The sequence below is a fragment of the Sinorhizobium prairiense genome (assembly GCF_029201645.2).
Lineage (GTDB): Bacteria > Pseudomonadota > Alphaproteobacteria > Rhizobiales > Rhizobiaceae > Sinorhizobium > Sinorhizobium meliloti_A.
On sequence record NZ_CP104132.1, the window covers coordinates 312,802 to 332,031 of the forward strand.

Annotated in this window: 14 protein-coding genes and 2 pseudogenes; 7 read left to right on the forward strand and 9 right to left on the reverse strand. The window is 61.2% G+C overall.

Annotation, left to right across the window (positions count from 1 at the left end; genetic code table 11):
- Window positions 1-308: 308 nt before the first annotated feature.
- The 6 genes and pseudogenes from repC to N0Q91_RS21145 all read right to left on the reverse strand — a co-directional run bounded on the left by repC (window position 309) and on the right by N0Q91_RS21145 (window position 7,933).
- On the reverse strand, window positions 309-1,514 hold the full coding sequence (repC, locus tag N0Q91_RS21120; RefSeq protein ID WP_275598626.1) for a plasmid replication protein RepC: 1,206 nt from the start codon (window positions 1,512-1,514) through the stop codon (window positions 309-311).
- Window positions 1,515-1,670: 156 nt separating this feature from the next.
- A complete protein-coding gene (gene repB, locus N0Q91_RS21125) occupies window positions 1,671-2,675 on the reverse strand; it encodes a plasmid partitioning protein RepB (RefSeq protein ID WP_275598627.1) in 1,005 nt (334 codons plus the stop codon).
- Window positions 2,672-3,847, reverse strand: coding sequence for a plasmid partitioning protein RepA (gene repA / locus N0Q91_RS21130; protein WP_100674083.1), 1,176 nt, complete (start codon window positions 3,845-3,847; stop codon window positions 2,672-2,674). Before repA ends, repB begins: the two co-directional genes overlap by 4 nt.
- Before the next feature lie 1,814 nt (window positions 3,848-5,661).
- A pseudogene (locus N0Q91_RS21135) lies at window positions 5,662-5,833 on the reverse strand (selenide, water dikinase SelD); the annotation flags it as partial.
- 200 nt (window positions 5,834-6,033) lie between these two features.
- On the reverse strand, window positions 6,034-6,261 hold the full coding sequence (locus tag N0Q91_RS21140) for a hypothetical protein (RefSeq protein WP_018096539.1): 228 nt from the start codon (window positions 6,259-6,261) through the stop codon (window positions 6,034-6,036).
- A gap of 16 nt (window positions 6,262-6,277) precedes the next feature.
- On the reverse strand, window positions 6,278-7,933 hold the full coding sequence (locus tag N0Q91_RS21145; protein WP_275598628.1) for a M10 family metallopeptidase C-terminal domain-containing protein: 1,656 nt from the start codon (window positions 7,931-7,933) through the stop codon (window positions 6,278-6,280).
- A gap of 322 nt (window positions 7,934-8,255) precedes the next feature.
- Between N0Q91_RS21145 and abc-f the strand changes: the two genes are divergently transcribed.
- Window positions 8,256-9,878 (forward strand): ribosomal protection-like ABC-F family protein, encoded by a 1,623-nt coding sequence (abc-f, locus tag N0Q91_RS21150; protein ID WP_275598629.1) that lies wholly within the window; start codon window positions 8,256-8,258, stop codon window positions 9,876-9,878.
- A 265-nt stretch (window positions 9,879-10,143) separates the two neighbouring features.
- On the opposite strand, the pseudogene N0Q91_RS21155 reads toward abc-f, so the two are convergent.
- A pseudogene (locus N0Q91_RS21155) lies at window positions 10,144-11,048 on the reverse strand (LysR family transcriptional regulator).
- 101 nt (window positions 11,049-11,149) lie between these two features.
- Between N0Q91_RS21155 and N0Q91_RS21160 the strand changes: the two are divergent.
- The gene (locus N0Q91_RS21160) at window positions 11,150-12,139 is read left to right on the forward strand and encodes a zinc-dependent alcohol dehydrogenase family protein (protein WP_275598630.1); all 990 of its coding nucleotides are present in this window, start codon (window positions 11,150-11,152) and stop codon (window positions 12,137-12,139) included.
- Window positions 12,140-12,187: 48 nt separating this feature from the next.
- Here the strand turns inward: N0Q91_RS21160 and N0Q91_RS21165 are convergent, their stop codons facing one another.
- Both N0Q91_RS21165 and N0Q91_RS21170 read right to left on the reverse strand, forming a co-directional pair.
- A complete protein-coding gene (locus N0Q91_RS21165) occupies window positions 12,188-12,454 on the reverse strand; it encodes a DUF2277 domain-containing protein (RefSeq protein WP_275598631.1) in 267 nt (88 codons plus the stop codon).
- Between the two features lie 104 nt (window positions 12,455-12,558).
- Window positions 12,559-13,575 carry a LacI family DNA-binding transcriptional regulator gene (locus N0Q91_RS21170; RefSeq protein ID WP_275598632.1) on the reverse strand — a complete coding sequence of 339 codons (1,017 nt, stop codon included), beginning with the start codon at window positions 13,573-13,575 and terminating at the stop codon, window positions 12,559-12,561.
- Window positions 13,576-13,918: 343 nt separating this feature from the next.
- Here N0Q91_RS21170 and N0Q91_RS21175 point away from each other — a divergent pair, with 343 nt between their 5' ends.
- The 5 genes from N0Q91_RS21175 (at window position 13,919) to N0Q91_RS21195 (ending at window position 19,230) form a co-directional block, all read left to right on the forward strand.
- The gene (locus N0Q91_RS21175) at window positions 13,919-15,010 is read left to right on the forward strand and encodes a Gfo/Idh/MocA family protein (protein WP_275598633.1); all 1,092 of its coding nucleotides are present in this window, start codon (window positions 13,919-13,921) and stop codon (window positions 15,008-15,010) included.
- A gap of 22 nt (window positions 15,011-15,032) precedes the next feature.
- Window positions 15,033-15,947 (forward strand): sugar phosphate isomerase/epimerase family protein, encoded by a 915-nt coding sequence (locus N0Q91_RS21180; RefSeq protein ID WP_275598634.1) that lies wholly within the window; start codon window positions 15,033-15,035, stop codon window positions 15,945-15,947.
- Between the two features lie 88 nt (window positions 15,948-16,035).
- Window positions 16,036-17,217 (forward strand): aldose 1-epimerase family protein, encoded by a 1,182-nt coding sequence (locus N0Q91_RS21185; protein WP_275598635.1) that lies wholly within the window; start codon window positions 16,036-16,038, stop codon window positions 17,215-17,217.
- Window positions 17,214-18,008 (forward strand): SDR family NAD(P)-dependent oxidoreductase, encoded by a 795-nt coding sequence (locus N0Q91_RS21190; protein ID WP_275598636.1) that lies wholly within the window; start codon window positions 17,214-17,216, stop codon window positions 18,006-18,008. Before N0Q91_RS21185 ends, N0Q91_RS21190 begins: the two co-directional genes overlap by 4 nt.
- A gap of 28 nt (window positions 18,009-18,036) precedes the next feature.
- A complete protein-coding gene (locus N0Q91_RS21195; protein WP_275598637.1) occupies window positions 18,037-19,230 on the forward strand; it encodes a CaiB/BaiF CoA transferase family protein in 1,194 nt (397 codons plus the stop codon).

A 19,230-nucleotide genomic window follows, 5' to 3' on the forward strand; every position in this document is an offset into this window, starting at 1 on the left:
CTCCGTTCGGTTGCGTCGCACGATCGCGACATTTGACGACGTGTGTTGTGCCTGCGCGACGTATCGGGCATGTTTGCGAAACCGCCGGAATTGTACCCGGATGTAGGCATCTCACTGGAAGGTAGCCAAGGAGGCCGGCGTACTTTCCTAGTAAGCCACCGACGAAATTGGGGACGCCCGACGCTCACGGTTGAAGGCGGCAACAGTGGATGCCGTTGGTTATTTCGCACGAGTGGGATCGCTCGGCCCATGCGGGTCGGCAATATGCGCGTGCCGATCGTGTTCCCCGCGGCGGCCGCCCGTCAGGATCACGACACCCTCGGCTGATCGGAGCCATTCGCCCTCAGCAACGCCATCAGCATCGGGCCGAGCGAGAATTTCCCTTGCCGCGCCTTGGCGGTCAGATCGCGCAGATAGCCGCCGGCGGAGTTGATATGCCCTGCCCTCTCCAGAATGCAGGCCACGGCAATGCCGGCGTTTTCCGGTCCCATGACCTTGCAGGCGTCCTGATAGGCCGAGGGGTAAACGCCAAGCATAGATCGTACCGTAACCGCAGCGATCATAAGGTCGCGCCAACTTTTCACCGTGCCGTCAGGACCGTAGTTCATGATTTCCGGGCAGGCCTTCAGTACCATTCCCAGCGGAAAGGCCCTTTTTGCCTCGTGAGCCCGTTCAATGGCTTGGCCGTCTGACCGCTCATTCGAAGAGCCACGTTCAAGTTCAATAATAGATTCGGGTTTTGATTCCTGTTTGTGCCGCTCAGTTTGATCGGGATTGCCGCTCATCTCTTGTGGTTTTACGCGCTTTTGCAACTGGTTAGCCACATGTTCGCGCAGCGTTTCGAACGCCTCTACCAGAGGGGTGAGGTCAGCGATGTCGGGCGCCCTCGGTATAGCCTGGACAAGGCTTCGAAAATTCTCCTGCATGGACGTCCAGTCGCCGGGCAGTTCTTCGAGCACCACGTCTATCAGCTTGGCGATGTCTCTGCGGCAGAGCGTCAACCGCTCGCGCAGCCGTTGCAGCTCGACCCGGTCGGCCTCAGCCTCCGCAGCGAGCCGCTCTATTTCGCCGGAGCGAGCCAGGAGCGGTGCGAGCGAAAAGCCGTACGCCGTGCCGATCGCTCCATCACGAGACTTGCGGGCATAGCGCTTGCCGTTCGGACTGTCCTTGCGAGCGACAAGACCTGCCTCGACCAATGCGGCCAGGTGCCTCCTTAGCGTCGCCTCCGCCATGCCGTGGGCTCTCAGCGACAGCTGAACGTTCGAGGGAAAGACGACCAGACCGGTCTCTCCGCTCAGCGTGTTCTCGGGATAGAAGCTCAACAGCGCGTTCAGAACGGCCAGCGCCCGGTCGCTGATGCCCAGACGGCGTTTGGCCGCACAAAGCGAGCGAAACAGCTTCCACTTGTCGACCGACTTCCCAGGTTCGATGTCGCGGGAGATGAACTGGCCTGCCAACATGGCAAGAGTCATCGTCCGCCGCCCAAAGGGGGTCGTCACACTTCCACTCTCCATTTTCCTTCACCTTCGATAAGGCAAAAGAAAGCAGCTCACCAAAAACGGTGCCAAGAACTCTTGACTGTGATTCGTGGAAATGCGATTCTCGATCTTGCTACAAATCTGAGGAAGGCTTCCACGGCTTGTTCGTTGGGGGCCTTTTTCTTTTGCGGGTTAGTCTCCTTGTTTCGAATGCTGCTTTTGCATGAACTGGTCGTGCAGGCTTTCGATCTGACCTGCAATGAAATCGACAAAGCCTGACGGCACAGACTTGTTGAACGTGAGCTTCGAAGCCGACTTGCCGCGTTGGATCTGGCCAAGCACGAGGCCATGAGAGATCAGATCGGCCGTGGCGGAAGAGGCTGCAGCCTTGGCATCCGCCTTGGCAAGCGCCTCAAAAACTGCAGCGAAACGAGCGTCACTGGATGAGGCCTGCATCTGGTCTCTCTCCAGAACCGACTGCGCTACCTTCGAGGGCTCTCTGTGGGCCGCCCAGCGCAGCTCAAATTCCACCCATCTGCGCCGTCCGATTTCAGGGGCCGGACCAATCTGCATCAGGATGTCGCGCGGCAATGCTGCCGCTATCCGGATCATTTCTGAGATATGCGACCTGCCGGTGCTCAGCGACTTGCAGATCACGTCGCGGCGATAACCCGCAGCCTCCTGCGACTGCGCAAATAGGCACCGCTCGATGAAGGACAGGTCCTTGCGGTTGCTGTTCTCCTCCCCTTGGAGAACGATCGCCTCTTCGTCGCTCAGCTCCCGGGCAATCGTCTTGAACTTAATGCCGAGGAGTTTGGCAGCGGCAAGCCGCCGGCGGCCGAATACGATCTGGAACGGCCTTGCGGCCCCTCGAACCGGGCGGACCAAGCCAGGAGTACTCTGCCCGTGCTCACGCATCGACTCGAGCAGATCCGCGATGCTGGCTTCGCTGTAGCCGGAATCGAAGCGATCCCGGATGGCGGATTCCATGATCTCGTCCGGATCGATCTCGACGATCTGGCCACCATCCTTGAGAAGTCGTTCGGCAAGCTCGCTGCGTTCCTGCATCTGGCGGACGCCGGCGGCGACTTTGAGAAGGTGGGGTGACGTGGACCGCTGCATTCCGCCCGTCTCCGCAGAATTCTCCAGCTGCCCGAGGACATTGGCAAAAAGGCCTTTGGAATCCTTGCGGCTCATTCTCTCCCCCATGCCTTCCAGAACAGGCCTTCGAGTTCAGCATTGGCCGCGTTGATCGACTCGATGGCGCGGTCGTAGGTTTTCGGAGCCGAGAAGCGGGACCTCTGAACCTCGTACAGGCTCTGCTTCCAAGTCAGTGCATCGGCCACGGCCGTCGATTTGATGACCGAGTTGAGGAGCAGGTCCTCGCCGAACACCTGTCTCATCAGCGCGGACATGTTGGCTTGAGGATGATCGTTCGGCTCGAATTTGGTGATCAGGAACTTGGCGAAATCCCATTGAGCCGCCGTGCCCACCTCATTCAGGATCTGCATGTAGGACCCGGCAAGCTCCAGAAACTTCGCCGTGGAGTCCACATCCAGCATATGCGCAGGAACCGGGATGATGACGCCGGTGGCAGCCGTCAGTGACGAAAGCGTCAGGAAGTTCAGCGACGGAGCCGAGTCCATGAGGATGAAGTCGTAATCCTCGGCGACCTGCTCAAGCGCTTGGGAAACGCGAAGCAGGAAGCCCGTTCCTGCGGATCGCCGCATCTCGAGCGCGACGGCCGTCTCGAATTCGGTCAGTTCGAGGCCGGCGCAGATGACGTCGAAACCGACGATGTGGGTCTTATGGATGATGGACTTCGTCGGGACGGGATCGTCGAAACGAATGGCTGAGAAAAGTGTGTCGCCCGCACGGTAGTCGAATTCCGGTAGGCTGCCATGAAGGGCGGTGAGCGATGCCTGCGGGTCGAGATCCACGGCCAGCACGCGATAGCCCCTGAGTGCCAGATAGTGGCCGAGATGGATTGTCGTGGAGGTCTTGCTGGAGCCGCCTTTGAAGTTGGTGACGGCAACGATCTGGCATTGCTCGTCGCCTGTCCGGCGGGGGTTCATCCACTTCTTCCGGCCGTTTTGCGAAAGAGCCAAGCGCAATTCAAGAACCTGATCGAGCGTGTAGAAACGCCGTCCGTTGGCGATTTCGGGTTCGGGGCCCTGTTCCTTGGCCGCAACCTGGCGGATATAGGCCTCCGTTACGCCCAGCAGGGCGGCAACTTCGGTGGAGGTGAACTTGCGCATCGTTCGGCGCGCATCCGGGGGAAATTGCGCCATGCTCAAGTTGTTCAGCGCCATTTCGAGCTTGCTGGAAAAGTTTTCCATGAAAGCGAGGCTGCTTAGGTGTCGCGTCATCGAAGAATCCCTGGTGATCGTTTCCGTCACATAAGCAGTGAAGTGGTTAACCGTTTGCTAACCGCCACGTAACTACTCGAAAACACGCAAATTCGAAAAATCTCCGCAACTAAGACGTACTCCGATTCGGCTATGGCCATCAATGCGCGCTGTGGATGACGCTTGGTGCCGGTGGGAAGCGCCCGCGCTGCGGTTCTCGAGCCTCCACGCGGGCATGTTGAGCCGCGACAGTGGTTCACGGCGAGCGGTCGGTTCGGAGCCTCCAGCGTTGCTTCGAACGGTGACCTGGTGAACTCTCAGCCAGAGTTCCCCGCGGGGAACGGGCTGGACGGCGAGAGCTGCGAGGCGGTACCGGCTGACCGCAAAGGCGGCACATATGTGCATGTATGGGAAAAGCCCGGCTTTTCGATGTTCGCCCGTACCCCCTGCCCCAGCTTCGTAGGATGCATGCGGGCGACGACTGCACCGAACGGTTCCCCGCGGGGAACGCGACGGCGGCCTGGCGCGAACGGACTATTGGAGAGACACGCAATGCATCGCCCGCCACACGAGACAAGGATCGCGTCGAGACTAGGATTGTGGAGACGGTTGCGCGCTGCATGCTGCCGGTGGCGTATATATGGTGCGCCGCATAGGGCAGGAGCCTTGTGGCTGTCGTCAGGAACTGTTCCGGCAATATGCTTTCCGTCTGGACCCTTGCCTCAGACAATTGGCGGTCGAAACGCCAGGCGTTCCCCGCGGGGAACTTGACGGAGGGCTAACCGGTGCTCCCTTGACGCGGCCATCTGCGGCGGGTGTGAGCTGCCGCCAGCCACGCTTTGCTCGACGACCACCGAGGAACTCGACTTCCACGGCATGTTCCCGCAGGCCTGGGTGAGGATTCATTCGCGGCCGCACAAACCTTGTGCGGCCTACGGCGAGGCGGAGATCCAATGGATGTTCGGCTGGCCTTGCCGCGGGTCTGCCGTGCAGCGCTTCAGATGCGGCCGGATGCCGCTATTCATTCGGTTCCCCGCGGGGAACTTTCGGAGCCATTTCGGCTACGCCTGTGGGTGACGGCTGCACTTGGCGCCGGTCGGCCCGCAACCGGGCTTTTGCTTTTGACCTTCCGTGAAGGATCTCCGCTGATCGACCCCGTGAAGCTTCAAGCATTTGCGAAGGGACGTTGGTCGGCTCGTGCCCTGCCTGGGGGAGGGGAGGGCGTCACGGATGGCGGGGGTGCACGGCTGGATGCGCATCCTTAGCGCAGAACCGCATGGCGATCGGATCTAGCTGCATCGAAGCTTATCTTCCAGCAGATGGTCGAGTGAGCGAGAGACAAATATGCCATCAGCATTCCGGGTGTCGTCGGGTGGGTGGAGAGCGGGATCGAGGCAAGGCTGAGTTCGACAAAGCAGGCTTGTGCTGTAGAGACCTCTCGTGATGGGTCTCCTCTGAAGGACTCCCGCTCTGCTTCATGACAAAGTCGCTAAAACGTATGAAAGACCTTGCATTGGCAGCCGGAAAATACAGTTTGCGTGAGCCGGCGGACTTAGGGTACGCTCTAAGTGCTGGCTGACGGGTCCTTCTGGGTGTTTTGACGGTCTGGGTAAGCCATTGAAATACAATGGCTAAAAAGCCTTACGGAAGCTATATAGCACATAACTTCCGCCACTCCTGACGCTGCGAGGCCTCGCTTAACCGGACCAGATTAGGCCGCAGGGCTTTTCAAACGTTCCCCGCGGGGAACAATCGCCGCCGACCGGGAAAGCTGACACGCACGGGCCATCTCAAGTCCGTGTCCGAGGACTCCGAAACCGGTGAAAACGGTAATCGGAGGCAATCACGCAGGTGCTGTGCTCTACCTGCCATACGGCGGCATCATCTGGAGCTGGGCAAAGGCCGGGCAGCCGGTTGCGTGGCAAGAAGCTGCTGTAGAACGGAGGGCGCGAGTTTGCAGCCGCAACCGCCACCGTGAGCGAGGTGCCGGGGAGAGTGTTCATCAATCCTCCCAGCAGCGTGGTTGGACTCACCTGATCGGCGCGAGAGTGGGCCGCCAGCGGCGACCATCGCTACCGCGTATTATCCGACGAGTCTAATAGCTGCGGCGCAGCACTTCCATGGCGCTTCGATGCCGCAAGGGGTGAGGCATCGATGATGCGCCTGATCGATCAGGCCGCCGACCGGCCGCCTGGTCGGCGTGGTGTTTACTGCTGCGGACCTGCCGGCTTCGGTAACGGCGAAGAGTGCCGAGGCCGAGGCTGCGGCACGGCGCGAAAGCGCAGGGGCTGAACAGCCCAGTCAGACGGCAACGGCAGCGGGACGACGCAGTCGGTCAGCAGGGTCTGATCTCCGTTGGTGACCTCGAAGACGATCCCGGGCCGCTCCATGCGCTTGCAATCTGGCCAGCGCTCAAAATCGATCCATTCGCTCATGGCTTTTCCAACCCCCTCACAGCAGGAAATCGCTTCCGGAAAGAGCCGAAAGATTCATCACCTTGATTTGAAAATCTGCAAGGCCGTCGCCATTGACGTCACCGGAGACTATCCCACTCCTGAAGTTAAGTTCACCCGCTTTGCCGTGGAACGCACTGCTGCCGATAAATAGAAATGCCTGGTCTCCGATGGCATTGCTGTTCGCGTCGATTGAACGCAAATCCATCCGATCAATGCCGGACGCGAAATCATCGATCACGTCTCTGGCAGCCGGCGCCGATTGTGCGGTCGTCTGAAAGACGAAGGTGTCCGCACCGCCGCCGCCAATCAGCCGATCGGCGCCGTTACCGCCGATCAGGGTGTCGTTGCCGTCACGCCCATTCAGCACGTCGTTGCCTGCAAGGCCGTTCAGGAGGTTAGCGCGGTTGTCTCCGCGCAAGGTATCGTTGAAGGCTGAACCGTAGAGCCGCTCGATCGATACATATGTATCGCCCGCCGCTTCCCCCGTGTTGGAACCGGGCGAGGAAAGATCTGCGACGACGCCGGCTGTGGCATTCGAGTAATTCGCCAGATCGGTGCCATTGCCGCCGTCGAGCCGGTCGGCGCCCGCACCGCCGAAAAGATTGTCGTTGCCATCGCCGCCGATCAGCCTGTCGTTGCCGCCGTTACCCCAAAGAGCATTTGCAGCGGCATTGCCGGTGATCGTGTCGCTGCCTGTGCCACCCTTCGCGTTCTCGATGAGGGAGCGGGCGTCGCCTTGAAACTGTAGAGCGTTGGCAATATTGCCGATCGCCACCTTTGAACCGTTATAATGCAGCTTCGCCAATTGCGCGGCCGAGGTGGTCGTCCATTCGCCCGGGCGCAGATCGACCTTCAGTGCAGTCGTATAATTGGAGAAATCGTAGGTGTCCGTTCCGCCGCCGTCCCATACGGTAAGCAGGATCTTGTTGCCGCCAGGGGCACCCTCACCGATACCATTGATGAACATCTCGCCCGACGTCGGGCTCCAGCGATAGGTCGTGTTTCCGCTTTCGGTGGTGAAATCCGCGCCGTACATATGCTGCAAGGCGGCGATATCGTACATCATCAGCGATTGCGCGTATCCCCAGGTCTCGTTGGTGTAACCGGTCGTGGTCGAGGCACCGACATAGGAACGGTAACTCATGACCGTGTATTCCATCGAGTCGCGATTCACGGGCATGACGTTGCCCTCATGGGCGTGTTCCAGTCCAAGCGCGTGGCCGATCTCGTGAAGGAATGTCACATAGGCATAGTTTCCCTTGACCGGTCGGCTGTAGTGGCCGGACGACTTGTTGAACCACGCGTCGCCGCCTTCTGCCGCGGTCGAGGGGAAATAGGCCCAGGCGGTGCTCGGAGCGTCGGACGAGGCGAGGCGGAGATCGGCATGCTTGGTCGCACTCTCCGTGACCTCGGTGAATGTCACGTTGGCGACGGAGGAAAACTGATCGAGGGCTGCTCGCGTGGCGGCCTGCTGTGCGGCGTTCAAGACGGCAAAGCCCTTCAGCGGCTCGCCATTGCCGTAACCGGAGCCGTAGAATGAAGCGCTGGTCGGGAAACTGAACGTGAAGTCCTTGATCCCCCATTTCCAGTCGCCGAGGAGACCGTTGACATAGGCGTTACCAGTCGTTGCATAAGTCGTGGTTGCAGGCATCGTTTTCCCAGGCCATCGGAGTTGAAGTCAGGTCAGTACCCGCGTGCGATGCGCCGAGATCTGATCCGCAGGTGCGCTTATAGCTCGTCCGGGTTAACACCTTAATTCGGCCTGATGGTCGGGGTGGGTCAGACCAGGTGGTCTAGACCTGTAGGTTGCTCACGCCAGCGAGGCGAGGGGAGCGGCGTCTACCATGCGTTCGCAGGTTGGGAGCCGCCGTGCGGGGCATAGCCTCGCCGAGAAGAAGATGCGTCCGGCCGGCGTGACAGCTACACCAACCCGTGGCATAGGGGTGCCCGCAACCAGATAGGCCGTTCTCCGCATGATCCGCATCGAAAATATCAGCAAGTCCAACAGTCACCGCATACTCTACATCGAAGCTTCGGCAGCGTTGAACCGCGGCGAAAAGATCGGGCTCGTCGGGCCGAACGGAGCGGGAAAAACAACCCTCTTCCGGATGATCACCGGTCAGGAACTGCCCGACGAGGGGCAGGTCTCGGTGGAGAAGGGCATGACCATCGGCTATTTCGATCAGGATGTCGGCGAGATGGCCGGCAGGTCGGCCGTCGCCGAGGTGATGGAAGGGGCAGGCCCGGTCAGCGCCGTGGCGGCGGAGCTGCGTGAGCTCGAGACGGCCATGTCGGATCCGGATCGCATGGATGAAATGGATGCGATCGTCGAGCGCTACGGCGAGGTGCAGGCGCGATACGAAGAGCTCGATGGCTATGCGCTCGAGGGACGTGCTCGCGAGGTTCTCGCCGGCCTCAGTTTCAGCCAGGAGATGATGGACGGCGACGTCGCCAAACTGTCGGGCGGCTGGAAGATGCGCGTGGCGCTCGCCCGCATCCTTCTGATGCGGCCGGACGTCATGCTGCTCGACGAACCGAGCAACCATCTCGATCTCGAAAGTCTGATCTGGCTGGAGGACTTCCTGAAAGGCTATGACGGCGCTCTCTTGATGACGTCGCACGACCGCGAGTTCATGAACCGAATCGTCACCAAGATCATCGAGATCGACGGAGGCGCGCTGACGACTTATGCCGGCGATTATGGCTTCTATGAAGAGCAGCGTGCGTTGAACGCGAGACAACAGCAAGCTCAGTTCGAGCGCCAGCAGGCGATGCTCGCCAAGGAGATCAAGTTCATCGAACGTTTCAAGGCCCGTGCCTCGCACGCCTCGCAGGTTCAGAGCCGGGTGAAGAAGCTTGAAAAGATCGACCGCGTCGAGCCGCCGCGTCGTCGCCAGACCGTCGCCTTCGAGTTCTTGCCGGCTCCGCGCTCCGGCGAAGACGTCGTCAACCTCAAGAGCGTCCACAAGACCTATGGCAGCCGGACGATATATGACGGCCTCGATTTCATGGTGCGCCGGCGTGAACGATGGTGCATCATGGGCATCAACGGCGCCGGCAAATCGACATTGCTCAAGCTGGTCACCGGCACGACCAACCCGGACAAGGGCAGCGTCTCACTCGGCGCCAGCGTGAAGGTCGGCTATTTCGCCCAGCATTCCATGGATCTGCTCGACGGCGAGAGTACCATTCTGCAATGGCTGGAGGACCGCTTCCCCAAGGCCGGACAGGCGCCGCTTAGAGCGCTGGCCGGCTGTTTCGGCTTTTCCGGCGATGACGTCGAGAAGCGATGCCGGGTGCTCTCCGGCGGTGAGAAGGCGCGGCTTGTAATGGCCGCAATGCTGTTCGACCCGCCGAACTTCCTCGTCCTCGACGAGCCGACCAACCATCTCGACCTCGATACGAAGGAAATGCTGATCAAGGCGCTCTCGGCCTATCAGGGCACGATGCTGTTCGTTTCGCACGATCGTCGTTTCCTGTCGGCACTGTCCAATCGCGTTTTGGAGCTTACGCCTGAGGGGATCAATCAATACGGCGGTGGTTACAGCGAATATGTGGAGCGCACCGGGCAAGAGGCCCCGGGCCTGCGCGGGTGACGGGCCGCGCCTCCGCAGCCTGCGTCTCCGGTTGACAGGTGACGGTATTCCGCGCGACGCAACAGCGGGCCGATTAAGCTCGATTGCGGGCTCTCGATCCGGAGGAAACGAGCCGGCCCGCATAGCAGTCATTCCGGCATGAGCCTTGTTCGGCGTGAGACTGCCTTCCGTGCGCTCCAAGAGCGGCGATATCGGAGGTTTTCAACGCTCTCTCCCACCAGTTCCTGTCGGGAGGCGCCCTGCAACGGAGCGTGGTGAGCAACTCTCATTTCAGGTTCATGAAACTCGGCAGTTGCGCCGCCAAGGCATCGACGGCAACGCGAACTTTGAGCGGGAGGTGCGGCGTCTGCAGCCATACTGCATGGCAATCATACTGAAACGGCTGCTGCTCCGGCAGAAGGCGGACGAGCGTGCCCGACTCGATCCGCCTCCGCACCAGCCAGAAGGGAAGCCATGCAAGCCCCAGCCCTCGTGCGGCGGCGTCAGCGATCGCATCGAGATCGTCGAGACGGAACCGGTGGAGCGGGGTCACCTCCGATGAAGATTGCCCCGGCCCCGGGAAAAGCCAGGACGGGACCGGCCCGGACCGGCGATATACGACTGCCGAGTGCTGCGCCAGATCCTCCGGCGTCTGCGGATAGCCATGCAACTCCAGATAAGAGGGCGAGGCGCACACGATCATCGGCTGGCGTGCCACACGACGCGCAATCAATCCCGCCCTGTCCTGCAAGACGCCCGTGCGGATAGAGAGATCATAACCGTCTTCGGCAAGGTCGATGATGCGGTCGTTGAACGAGAGGTCAAGTTCCAGCGCGGGGTATTTTCGGGCGAGTTCCAGCAACACCGGGGTGACGCAGTGCCGGCCGAAATGGACCGGCATCGTCACGCGCAGTTTGCCCGGGGTTCGGAAAGCTGATCGGCCGCAAGCGCATCCGCAGCTTGCGCTTCGGCGAGCACCACCCGGCAGCGTTCGTAATAGACATGACCGAACTCCGTCAGGCTCTGTCGGCGCGTGGTGCGGCTGATAAGCTGCACGCCAAGCCGATCCTCCAACGATCGAACATGCTTTCCGACCATCGGCCCGGATAGTCCAAGAGCATCCGCTGCGGCGGCGAACGAGCCGAGATCGACCGCTTTGACGAATACAGCCATGCTGGTCAGGCGATCCATATCGAAAACTCTCCGTTTCTACTGTTCTGCCTTTCTCTCCATTTATCGAGTGAACCACTGCTGTCATAGCTCATTCAATACATTTGTTTTGGAGTCTTGCTATGGCGCGCGTCGTTCGCTTTCACGAGTTGGGTGGTCCGGAGGTACTGAGGATCGAAGAGGTGCATGTGCCGGAGCCCGGGCCCCATGAGGTTCGCATTCGCGTCAGGGCGTTGGGCCTCAACCGGGCCGAGGCCTTGCTCCGCGCGGGCGCCTATATCGAAACGGCAGTTTTTCCGTCCGGCCTCGGCCTTGAGGCAGCAGGCTTTGTGGAAACGATCGGCCCGGGCGTTCAAGGGTTCGCTCCCGGCGATCCGGTCAGCCTGTTGCCGCCGAAATCGATGATCCGGTGGCCCGCCTATGGGGAACTTGCGGTATTTCCTGCCGCACTCCTCGTCAGGCATCCGCCGTCGCTGAGCTTTGAAGAGGCGGCCGCTGTGTGGATGCAGTATCTCACCGCTTACGGCGGCCTGGTCGATATCGGAGGGCTTCGCAGGGGAGATTTCGTCGCCATTACCGCGGCATCGAGCAGTGTCGGGCTTGCCGCAATCCAGATCGCCAACAGGGTCGGCGCCATACCGGTAGCCGTCACCCGGACCTCCGCGAAGCGGCAACGCCTGTTGGAGGCCGGCGCGGCGCATGTCGTCGCCTCCCTGGAGGAGGACTTGGAAGCGCAGCTGAAAAGCGTTTCCGGACAGCGGGGAATACGTGTCGTGTTCGATCCCGTCGGCGGCCCGATCTTCGAACCGTTGACGGCCGCGATGACACCGGGCGGCATACTTGTCGAGTATGGCGGGCTAAGCCCGGAAAAGACCCCGTTCCCGCTGTTTGACGTGCTGAGCAAATCACTGACGCTGCGTGGTTACCTGGTCCATGAACTGCTCGCCGATCCGGAACGCCTGGAGCTCGCCAAGGAATTCATCCTGGAAGGTCTGGAGGCGGGTGCCCTGAGACCCGTCATTGCCAGGACGTTCCCGTTCGATCAGGTCGTCGAGGCGCATCGTTTTCTGGAGTCCAACGAACAGTTCGGCAAAATCGTCGTGACCGTCTGACGAGAAACGCGACATCCGTGCGGGGCAAGCGAGCGGTCGATCATAGGCTCAAGCGAACCGCATCGCCGATCTCTCGCGCGCCTTTGCCGCGACTTCCTCACGATTGCGCGGAGGCTGCGACGTTTCCAGCGCGTCCAGAAGTTCGCGGGCGCATGCCGCGATCGAATCGACCGCGCGCTCGAAGGCGACTTCATTGCGTTTCGACGGCTTGGTCGTTCCGCTCAGCTTGCGCACGAACTGCAGCGCCGCGTCACGGATTTCCTCATCCGTCGCCGGCGGGTCGAAATTGAACAGGGGTTTTATGTTTCGGCACATGATTTGCTCCCGGTCATCTCTCTCCCTGTCACCAAGGGAGGCTGCCCGGTTGAAGGTAGTCACGTGAGCGCGATTTGCAACCGGTCGCGTCGGCCGCGCCGCCGTCAGGTCTCGGGTATATTTTCCCGGAAGATCACTTGCAGACGCGGCGGATGATAGTCGATTGGCTTGCCCCGCACGGCGCAGTCCAGCATCGAAAGCGCCTCGCGGGCTTCCACCCGCGGATTCTGGTCTATCACTGCGTCCATGACGCCGTTTAGCAACAGCCTCTTGCTGTGCTCGGTCAGCTCGTGACCGACGAATATGATGCTTTCGGCCTTTCCGGCCTCGGCCAAGGCCTGGCCGATACCGGAGTTACCGGCACCTATATTGTAGATGCCCGCCAGGTCCGGGTGACGCTTCAACAATGCAGCGGCTTCTTCGAAGGCGCGCTCGCGGTCATCCCGGATCTCGCGCAACTCGACGATTTCGAGGGCGGGGAACTCGTCAGCGATGATGTGACGAAAGCCCATCTCCCGTTCCTCGTGGCCTCGGTAGGAGAGAGAGCCGGCGAAGAGCGCGATCTTACCCTTCGTCTCTCGGCCGAGAAAACGTCCGAGCAGGTATCCTGCGAGCCTTCCGGCCGCGCGATTGTCGATGCCGATATAGCCGGTGCGCGGTACGTGCAGGATGTCGGATACGAGCGTTACGATCGGCACTCCCGAAGAGGCGAGTGAACGCATTGCCTCTCTGACCGTCGGATGGTCCAAGGCGATTACGCCCACGCCCATGGTCTCGCCCCTCAATTCCTGAAGGGTGCCGGCGAGCGTGTCCGGATTGAACCCTTCGATGGAGTGGACGCGCACGTCGAGATCAGGTCTGGCCGTGCCTTGGCTTTGCAATTGCCGGAGAAGGTTGGCGATGAAGGTATTGGTGCCTGCCGGCAGCACGAAGTCGAGGCGCACGCGCCCTTCCGCGGAGGCGTTGTGCGCGGCGGGGCTGAGGTAGCCCAGACGCCGGGCGGCATCCATGACGATTTCGCGCGTCCTGTGCTTGACGCCGCTGCGATTGTTAAGGACGCGATCGACGGTCGCGCTCGAAACGCCAGCCTCCCGGGCGATATCAGTCAGTGTGGATCGCAAAGCCGCCTCTTCGCTTAAAATGATGTGTTTTGATGTAATCCTTCCTGGCCAAGAAACAAGAGGGAGCCGGGCCGTCGCGACAAGGGGGTAGGAGAAATGCCCGGTTTTCCACTGAAATATCGATCATGCCGCAGGCCGGCACAATGGAGGGTTGGGGAGGTACATCATAAAGACTAAAAAAATGATGTAAAAAGATTGATAATGATGTTGACTTTGATGCGTATCGGAATGAGTATCCCGCTCGACTTGGTGCCGGGGAAGAATGGAACCGGACAAGTCGCCGGCCGCAATTTTGCCGCTACGGGAGTGCGGCGCCGCCGGCGAGGTGAATGGGAGGAGTTTCGTGAGCGCTGCCAATGGCTTCGTGCCTGACCCGCCGGTGCGGGTGAAAGAATACAAGATCGGCTGCATCGGAGCCGGCATGATCATGGCCGAATGTCATCTGGCCGCTTATCGGCAGGCGGGCTTTCCCGTCGCTGCGATCGCCTCACGCACGCAGGAACGGGCAGAGGCCGTCGCCGCCCGTTGGGAAATTCCCGCCGTTCATGCGACGCCTTCCGCTTTGATCGCCGATGCGAACGTCGAGATCCTCGACATTGCCTTTCCGCCGGACCAGCAGCCGGCGCTGATCCGCGAAGCACTTGCGCAGCCGCATATCAAGGCAATCCTCGCGCAGAAGCCATTGGCGCTCACGCTGGACGAAGCGAAGGCCTTGCGGGACGAGGCGGCAAGCGCCGGCAAGATACTCTCGGTCAACCAGAATATGCGCTATGACCAGTCTATGCGGGTTCTGAAGCAGATCCTCGACAGAGGCGAGCTCCGCACGGTCGTCATAGCGACCATCGAGATGCGGGCGATTCCGCACTGGCAAGGTTTCCTTGAGGAATACGACCGGCTGACCCTCGCCAATATGAGCGTGCATCACCTCGACGTGCTGCGTTTCCTGTTCGGCGAACCGGACGCGATCACGACGGTCACCCGGCCGGATCCACGCACCGAATTTGCCCATACCGACGGGATCACGGTCTCGACGCTCACCTTCCCCAACGGCGTTCTCGCCGTCTCCATGGAAGACGTCTGGTCCGGCCCGCGCGAGGAGGGGTTCGACAGCGACATCTACATCAAGTGGCGGGTCGAGGGCACGGAAGGCGTCGCGCAGGGCACGATCGGCTGGCCGGACGGCTCGCCCTCGACGCTCTCATACGCGTCGAAAAAGACGACGGATGGAAAGTGGGTCAGCCCGGAATGGGAGACCATGTGGTTCCCCCATGCCTTCATCGGGGTGATGGAACAGCTGCAATATGCGCTGAAATCCGGCGAAGCCCCGGCGCTCTCCGTGGCCGACAACGTCAAAACCGTCGCATTGGTGGAGGCGGGCTACCGCTCCATCGCCGAGGCACGAACGGTCAAGCTTTCCGAGATCTCGGTCGACTGATTGCAAGGGAGGAATTTCAATCATGATGCAAACCGGCATTTTTACGGGCTATTTCCCAGACAGCCTGGAAGAGACGGCGAGAAAAATAAGAGCGCTCGACTTCAATACCGTTCAGCTCGACATGCATTTCAAGGATGTCGAGCTGTCCGCGGGCCAGATCACGCGGGAGAAGTGCATCCGGATCCGCGAGACCTTCCGCGATCATCATCTGCCGATCTCCTGCATTTCGGGCTACACCAACATCATCCATCCGGACAGGGCAGAGCGCGAGCGTCGCGTCGGTTACCTCAAGGAGATCATCCGCCACGCCCAGTATCTCGGCACGCCCTATGTCATCTCGGAAACCGGCACCTACAACACGGAGTCGGACTGGGTGCATCACCCGAGGAACAAGACCGAAGAAGGCTTCGAGGAGTGCCGCAAGGTCATCGCCGATCTTGCCCAGCACGCCTATGATCATGGTGCCGTCTTCCTCCTCGAAACCTACGTGAACAACGTCGTCGGCTCGGTCGAGGAGACCGTGAAGATGTTCGCCCAGGTGGATCACCCCGGTCTCGGTCTGCTGATGGATCCCACGAACTACTTCGAGGCGCACAACATCGGCCGCATGGACGAGATCCTGAACCAGGTCTTCGACACCCTGCAGGACAGGATCAAGATCGCCCATGCCAAGGACGTCAAGCGTTCGGGCGACGACAAGACGGAGAAGCATGCCGATATTGGTGATGAGGACGCGCTCGAAAGCCATACCTTCCGCGGCGTGGGCGAGATCGAGCTTCCGGCACCGGGCCTCGGCTCGCTGAACTACGATCTCTATCTCCAGCGGCTTTCGAAGAAGCATCCGAACATACCCGTCATCATCGAGCATCTCGACGAAAGCGATGTGCCGCGCGCCAAGAGGTTCCTCGACGGGAAGCTTCGGGCGCTCGGCCTCTGATCACCGGACCGGCCGGGCACGGGTCCGGCCGCGTCTACCAAAGGCATGAAAGGAATGCCCGAGCCGGGCATACGACAGGAACATCCACATGGTCGAACTCTACGGGAAGGCGATGTCGCGCCGCGACATCGCCGCCAGGGCCGGGTCTTTTTCGCAATTTGCCGGCGTGCGCCTGATGACGCTCGAAGACGGCGTCGAGCGCGGCATCCGCATGCTGGAATTCCGCAGCGGAACGGGATTGCGCTTCACCGTGCTCGTCGACCGCGCCCTCGATATCGCCGACTGCGAATTTCGCGGCATGGCGATCGGATGGAACTCCCCGGCCGGCTTCAAGCATCCCGGCCTGCATGAATATGAAGGCGAGGGTGGTCTTTCCTGGCTGCGCTCCTTCTCGGGACTCATGGTGACCTGCGGTCTCGACCATATCCTGTTCATGGCGGACGAGCCGGGCGACACCTATGTCTACGGCCCGCGCAAGACCGTCAGCCATTCGCTGCACGGCCGGATCGGAACGATTCCTGCAAGGCTCACGGGCTATGGCGAGGAATGGAGGGGCGACGACTGCATCCTCTGGTGCGAGGGTGTCGTCACCCAGGGTACGGTGTTCGGAGAGCATCTCGACCTCGTGCGCCGCATCGAAATCAAGGCGGGCACCAACGAGATCAGGCTCACCGACCGGGTGGTCAATCGCGGCTTCTACCGCACTCCGCACATGTATTGCTACCACATCAACGTCGGTCATCCGGTCCTGGCGGAAAATTCCCGCTACCTGGCGCCCATCAAGGAGGTCGTCTGGGCCGCTCATGCCGGCGCCGACTACGAGAAGCAGGGTGTCGGCTACCATACGTTGCCGGCTCCGCAGCTCAATTTCCACGAGCAGGTCTGGCAGCACGAAATGGCCGCGGACGACGATGGCCGGGTTCCGGTTGCGCTCGTCAACGATGCGCTCGGCATCGGCTTCGAAGTCGTCACCCGCAAGGACCAGTTTCCCTGCATGTACGAATGGCAGAACCTGCAAGCCGGGCAGTATGCGCTCGGCATAGAGCCGTCGACCAATCACGTCCTCGGCCACGGTGCTGCGCGCGAGCGCGGCGAACTGATCCGGCTCGAGCATGGTGACGAACGGAGATATGACACCACCTTCCGGATCCTTCCCGATGCGGATGCGATAGCAGCCAGCGAGAGGCGGATCCGCAGCCTCGCCGAACAACCCGTCGACGCGTTTCCCCGGCCGACCGGCAATCACTTGCCCATCGGAGGACGGCGATGATTGCCGGACCTTTGACCGCCGGGGAGGTCGTCCCCGGAATGTCGATCGCCGGCAAGGTCATCCTTTATACGGGTGCGGCCGGCGGCCTGGGAGCGGAGACGACACTGAGTTTTCTCCGTGCCGGCGCACGCGTCGTGGCCATCGACAACGACGAGGCAAAGACGCGCGCGCTCGTGGATGCTTCGGAAAGGGAAGGGCTCGGCGGTCTCACGGTGCGGGCGATCGACCTCGCCGACCTGAGCGGCCTGCGCACCGCGCTCGACCAGGCTGCTGCGAAGGCGGGCGGCTTCGATGTGGTGATCAACAATGCCGCGATCTATCCGTCGAGGCCGTTCGAAGAGTATTCGATCGAGGATTTCCAGCGCGTGCAGCGGATCAATGTCGATGCCGGCATCGTCTGCGTCCAGGCGGCCTTGCCGTATATGCGCGAGCGGGGCTGGGGCCGGATCGTCAATATCGCCAGCGTCACCCTGTCCGGCGGGTGGGCGAATCTCGCCCCTTATGTGCAGTCCAAGGGCGCCCTCGTCGGGCTGACGCGCGCCTGGGCGCGCGAATTCGGTGGCTACGGCATCACCGTCAATGCCATCTCGCCCGGCGCTTTCCCGACGGATGCCGAAAAGATCCATCCGGATCCGGAAGGCTATACGCGTTTCGTGCTCGACCACCAGGCGGTCAAACGCCGTGGTCGCCCGGCCGACATCGCTGCCGCTCTCACCTTCCTGATCTCCGACTCTGCGGGCTTCATCACCGGCCAGACCCTGAACGTCGACGGCGGCTGGGTGATGCACTGACCGCTTGAATACATAAGGAACTGAACGAATGGGAATTCTCAGCGGATTTCGCGTCCTCGATTGCTCGATCGCCATGGCGGGTCCGTTTGCGGCACAGCGTCTCGGCGACCTCGGCGCCGACGTGATCAAGGTCGAGCCCGTGACGGGCGAGTGGCAGCGCCACGTCGCCGCGGGGGGAGCCGGAGGCAACAGGGTCAACGTCTCCTTCCTGTCGCTCAATCGCAACAAGCGCTCGCTCGCCGTCGACCTGAAGTCGCCGGAGGGCAAAGAGGTTCTTCTCGACCTGGTGAAGACGGCCGACATCTTCCTGCAGAACTACCGTCCGGGCGTCGCGAAACGTCTCGGCGTCGATTACGACACGCTCTCCCGCATCAATCCGCGCCTCGTCTATGTGTCGATGTCGGGATATGGCGAAGATGGACCCTATATCGATCGGCCCGGACAGGATCTCGTTCTCCAGGGCATGTCCGGCGCAATGCTTTCGGCGGGACGCGAAGGCGAGGCGCCGACGGCGGCGGGGCAATATCTGGTCGACGCCATCACCGCCTACAACGCATTCGAAGGCGCCCTGGCAGCTCTCTTTCACCGGGAGCGGACCGGCGAGGGACAGCTCGTGCAGGTCAATATGCTGGATGCGATCACCACGATCCAGATGCAGGAGCTCTCTGTCTTCACGATCGGCCAGAAACCGCAGAAGCGCTCGGCCGAGCCGCACGCCCATGTCTACATCCGCGCACCCTACGGCGCTTTCGCCACCAGCGATGGTTTCATCATCGTCGCGTTTCCCAAGCTCAAGACCTTGGGAGAGGTGATCGGCGAGGAAAGCTTCCTGACCATGGACGACGAAGTCGACACCTGGACCAGGCGGGACGAGATCTTCGCCAAGACACGCGAGAAGCTGAAGACGAAAAGTTCCGAGGAGTGGCTGGCACGGCTTCGTGCGGCAGACATCTGGTGCGGCCCGGTCTATGGCTATGCGGACCTCGTCGAGGACGCGCAGATCAGGCACAACGGTACCTTCGTCGAATATGACCATCCGACCGAAGGCCGCGTCAAGACGCCCGGGTTTCCGATCAGGTTCTCCAAGACCCCCTCGACCGTCGACCGCGGGGCGCCGATCGTCGGTCAGCATACACGCGAGATATTGAAGGACGCGGGCTATGACGAGGCTCGCATCGCCGCACTCGAAGCCGCCGGTGCCATTGCCGTCGAGGACGTCTGA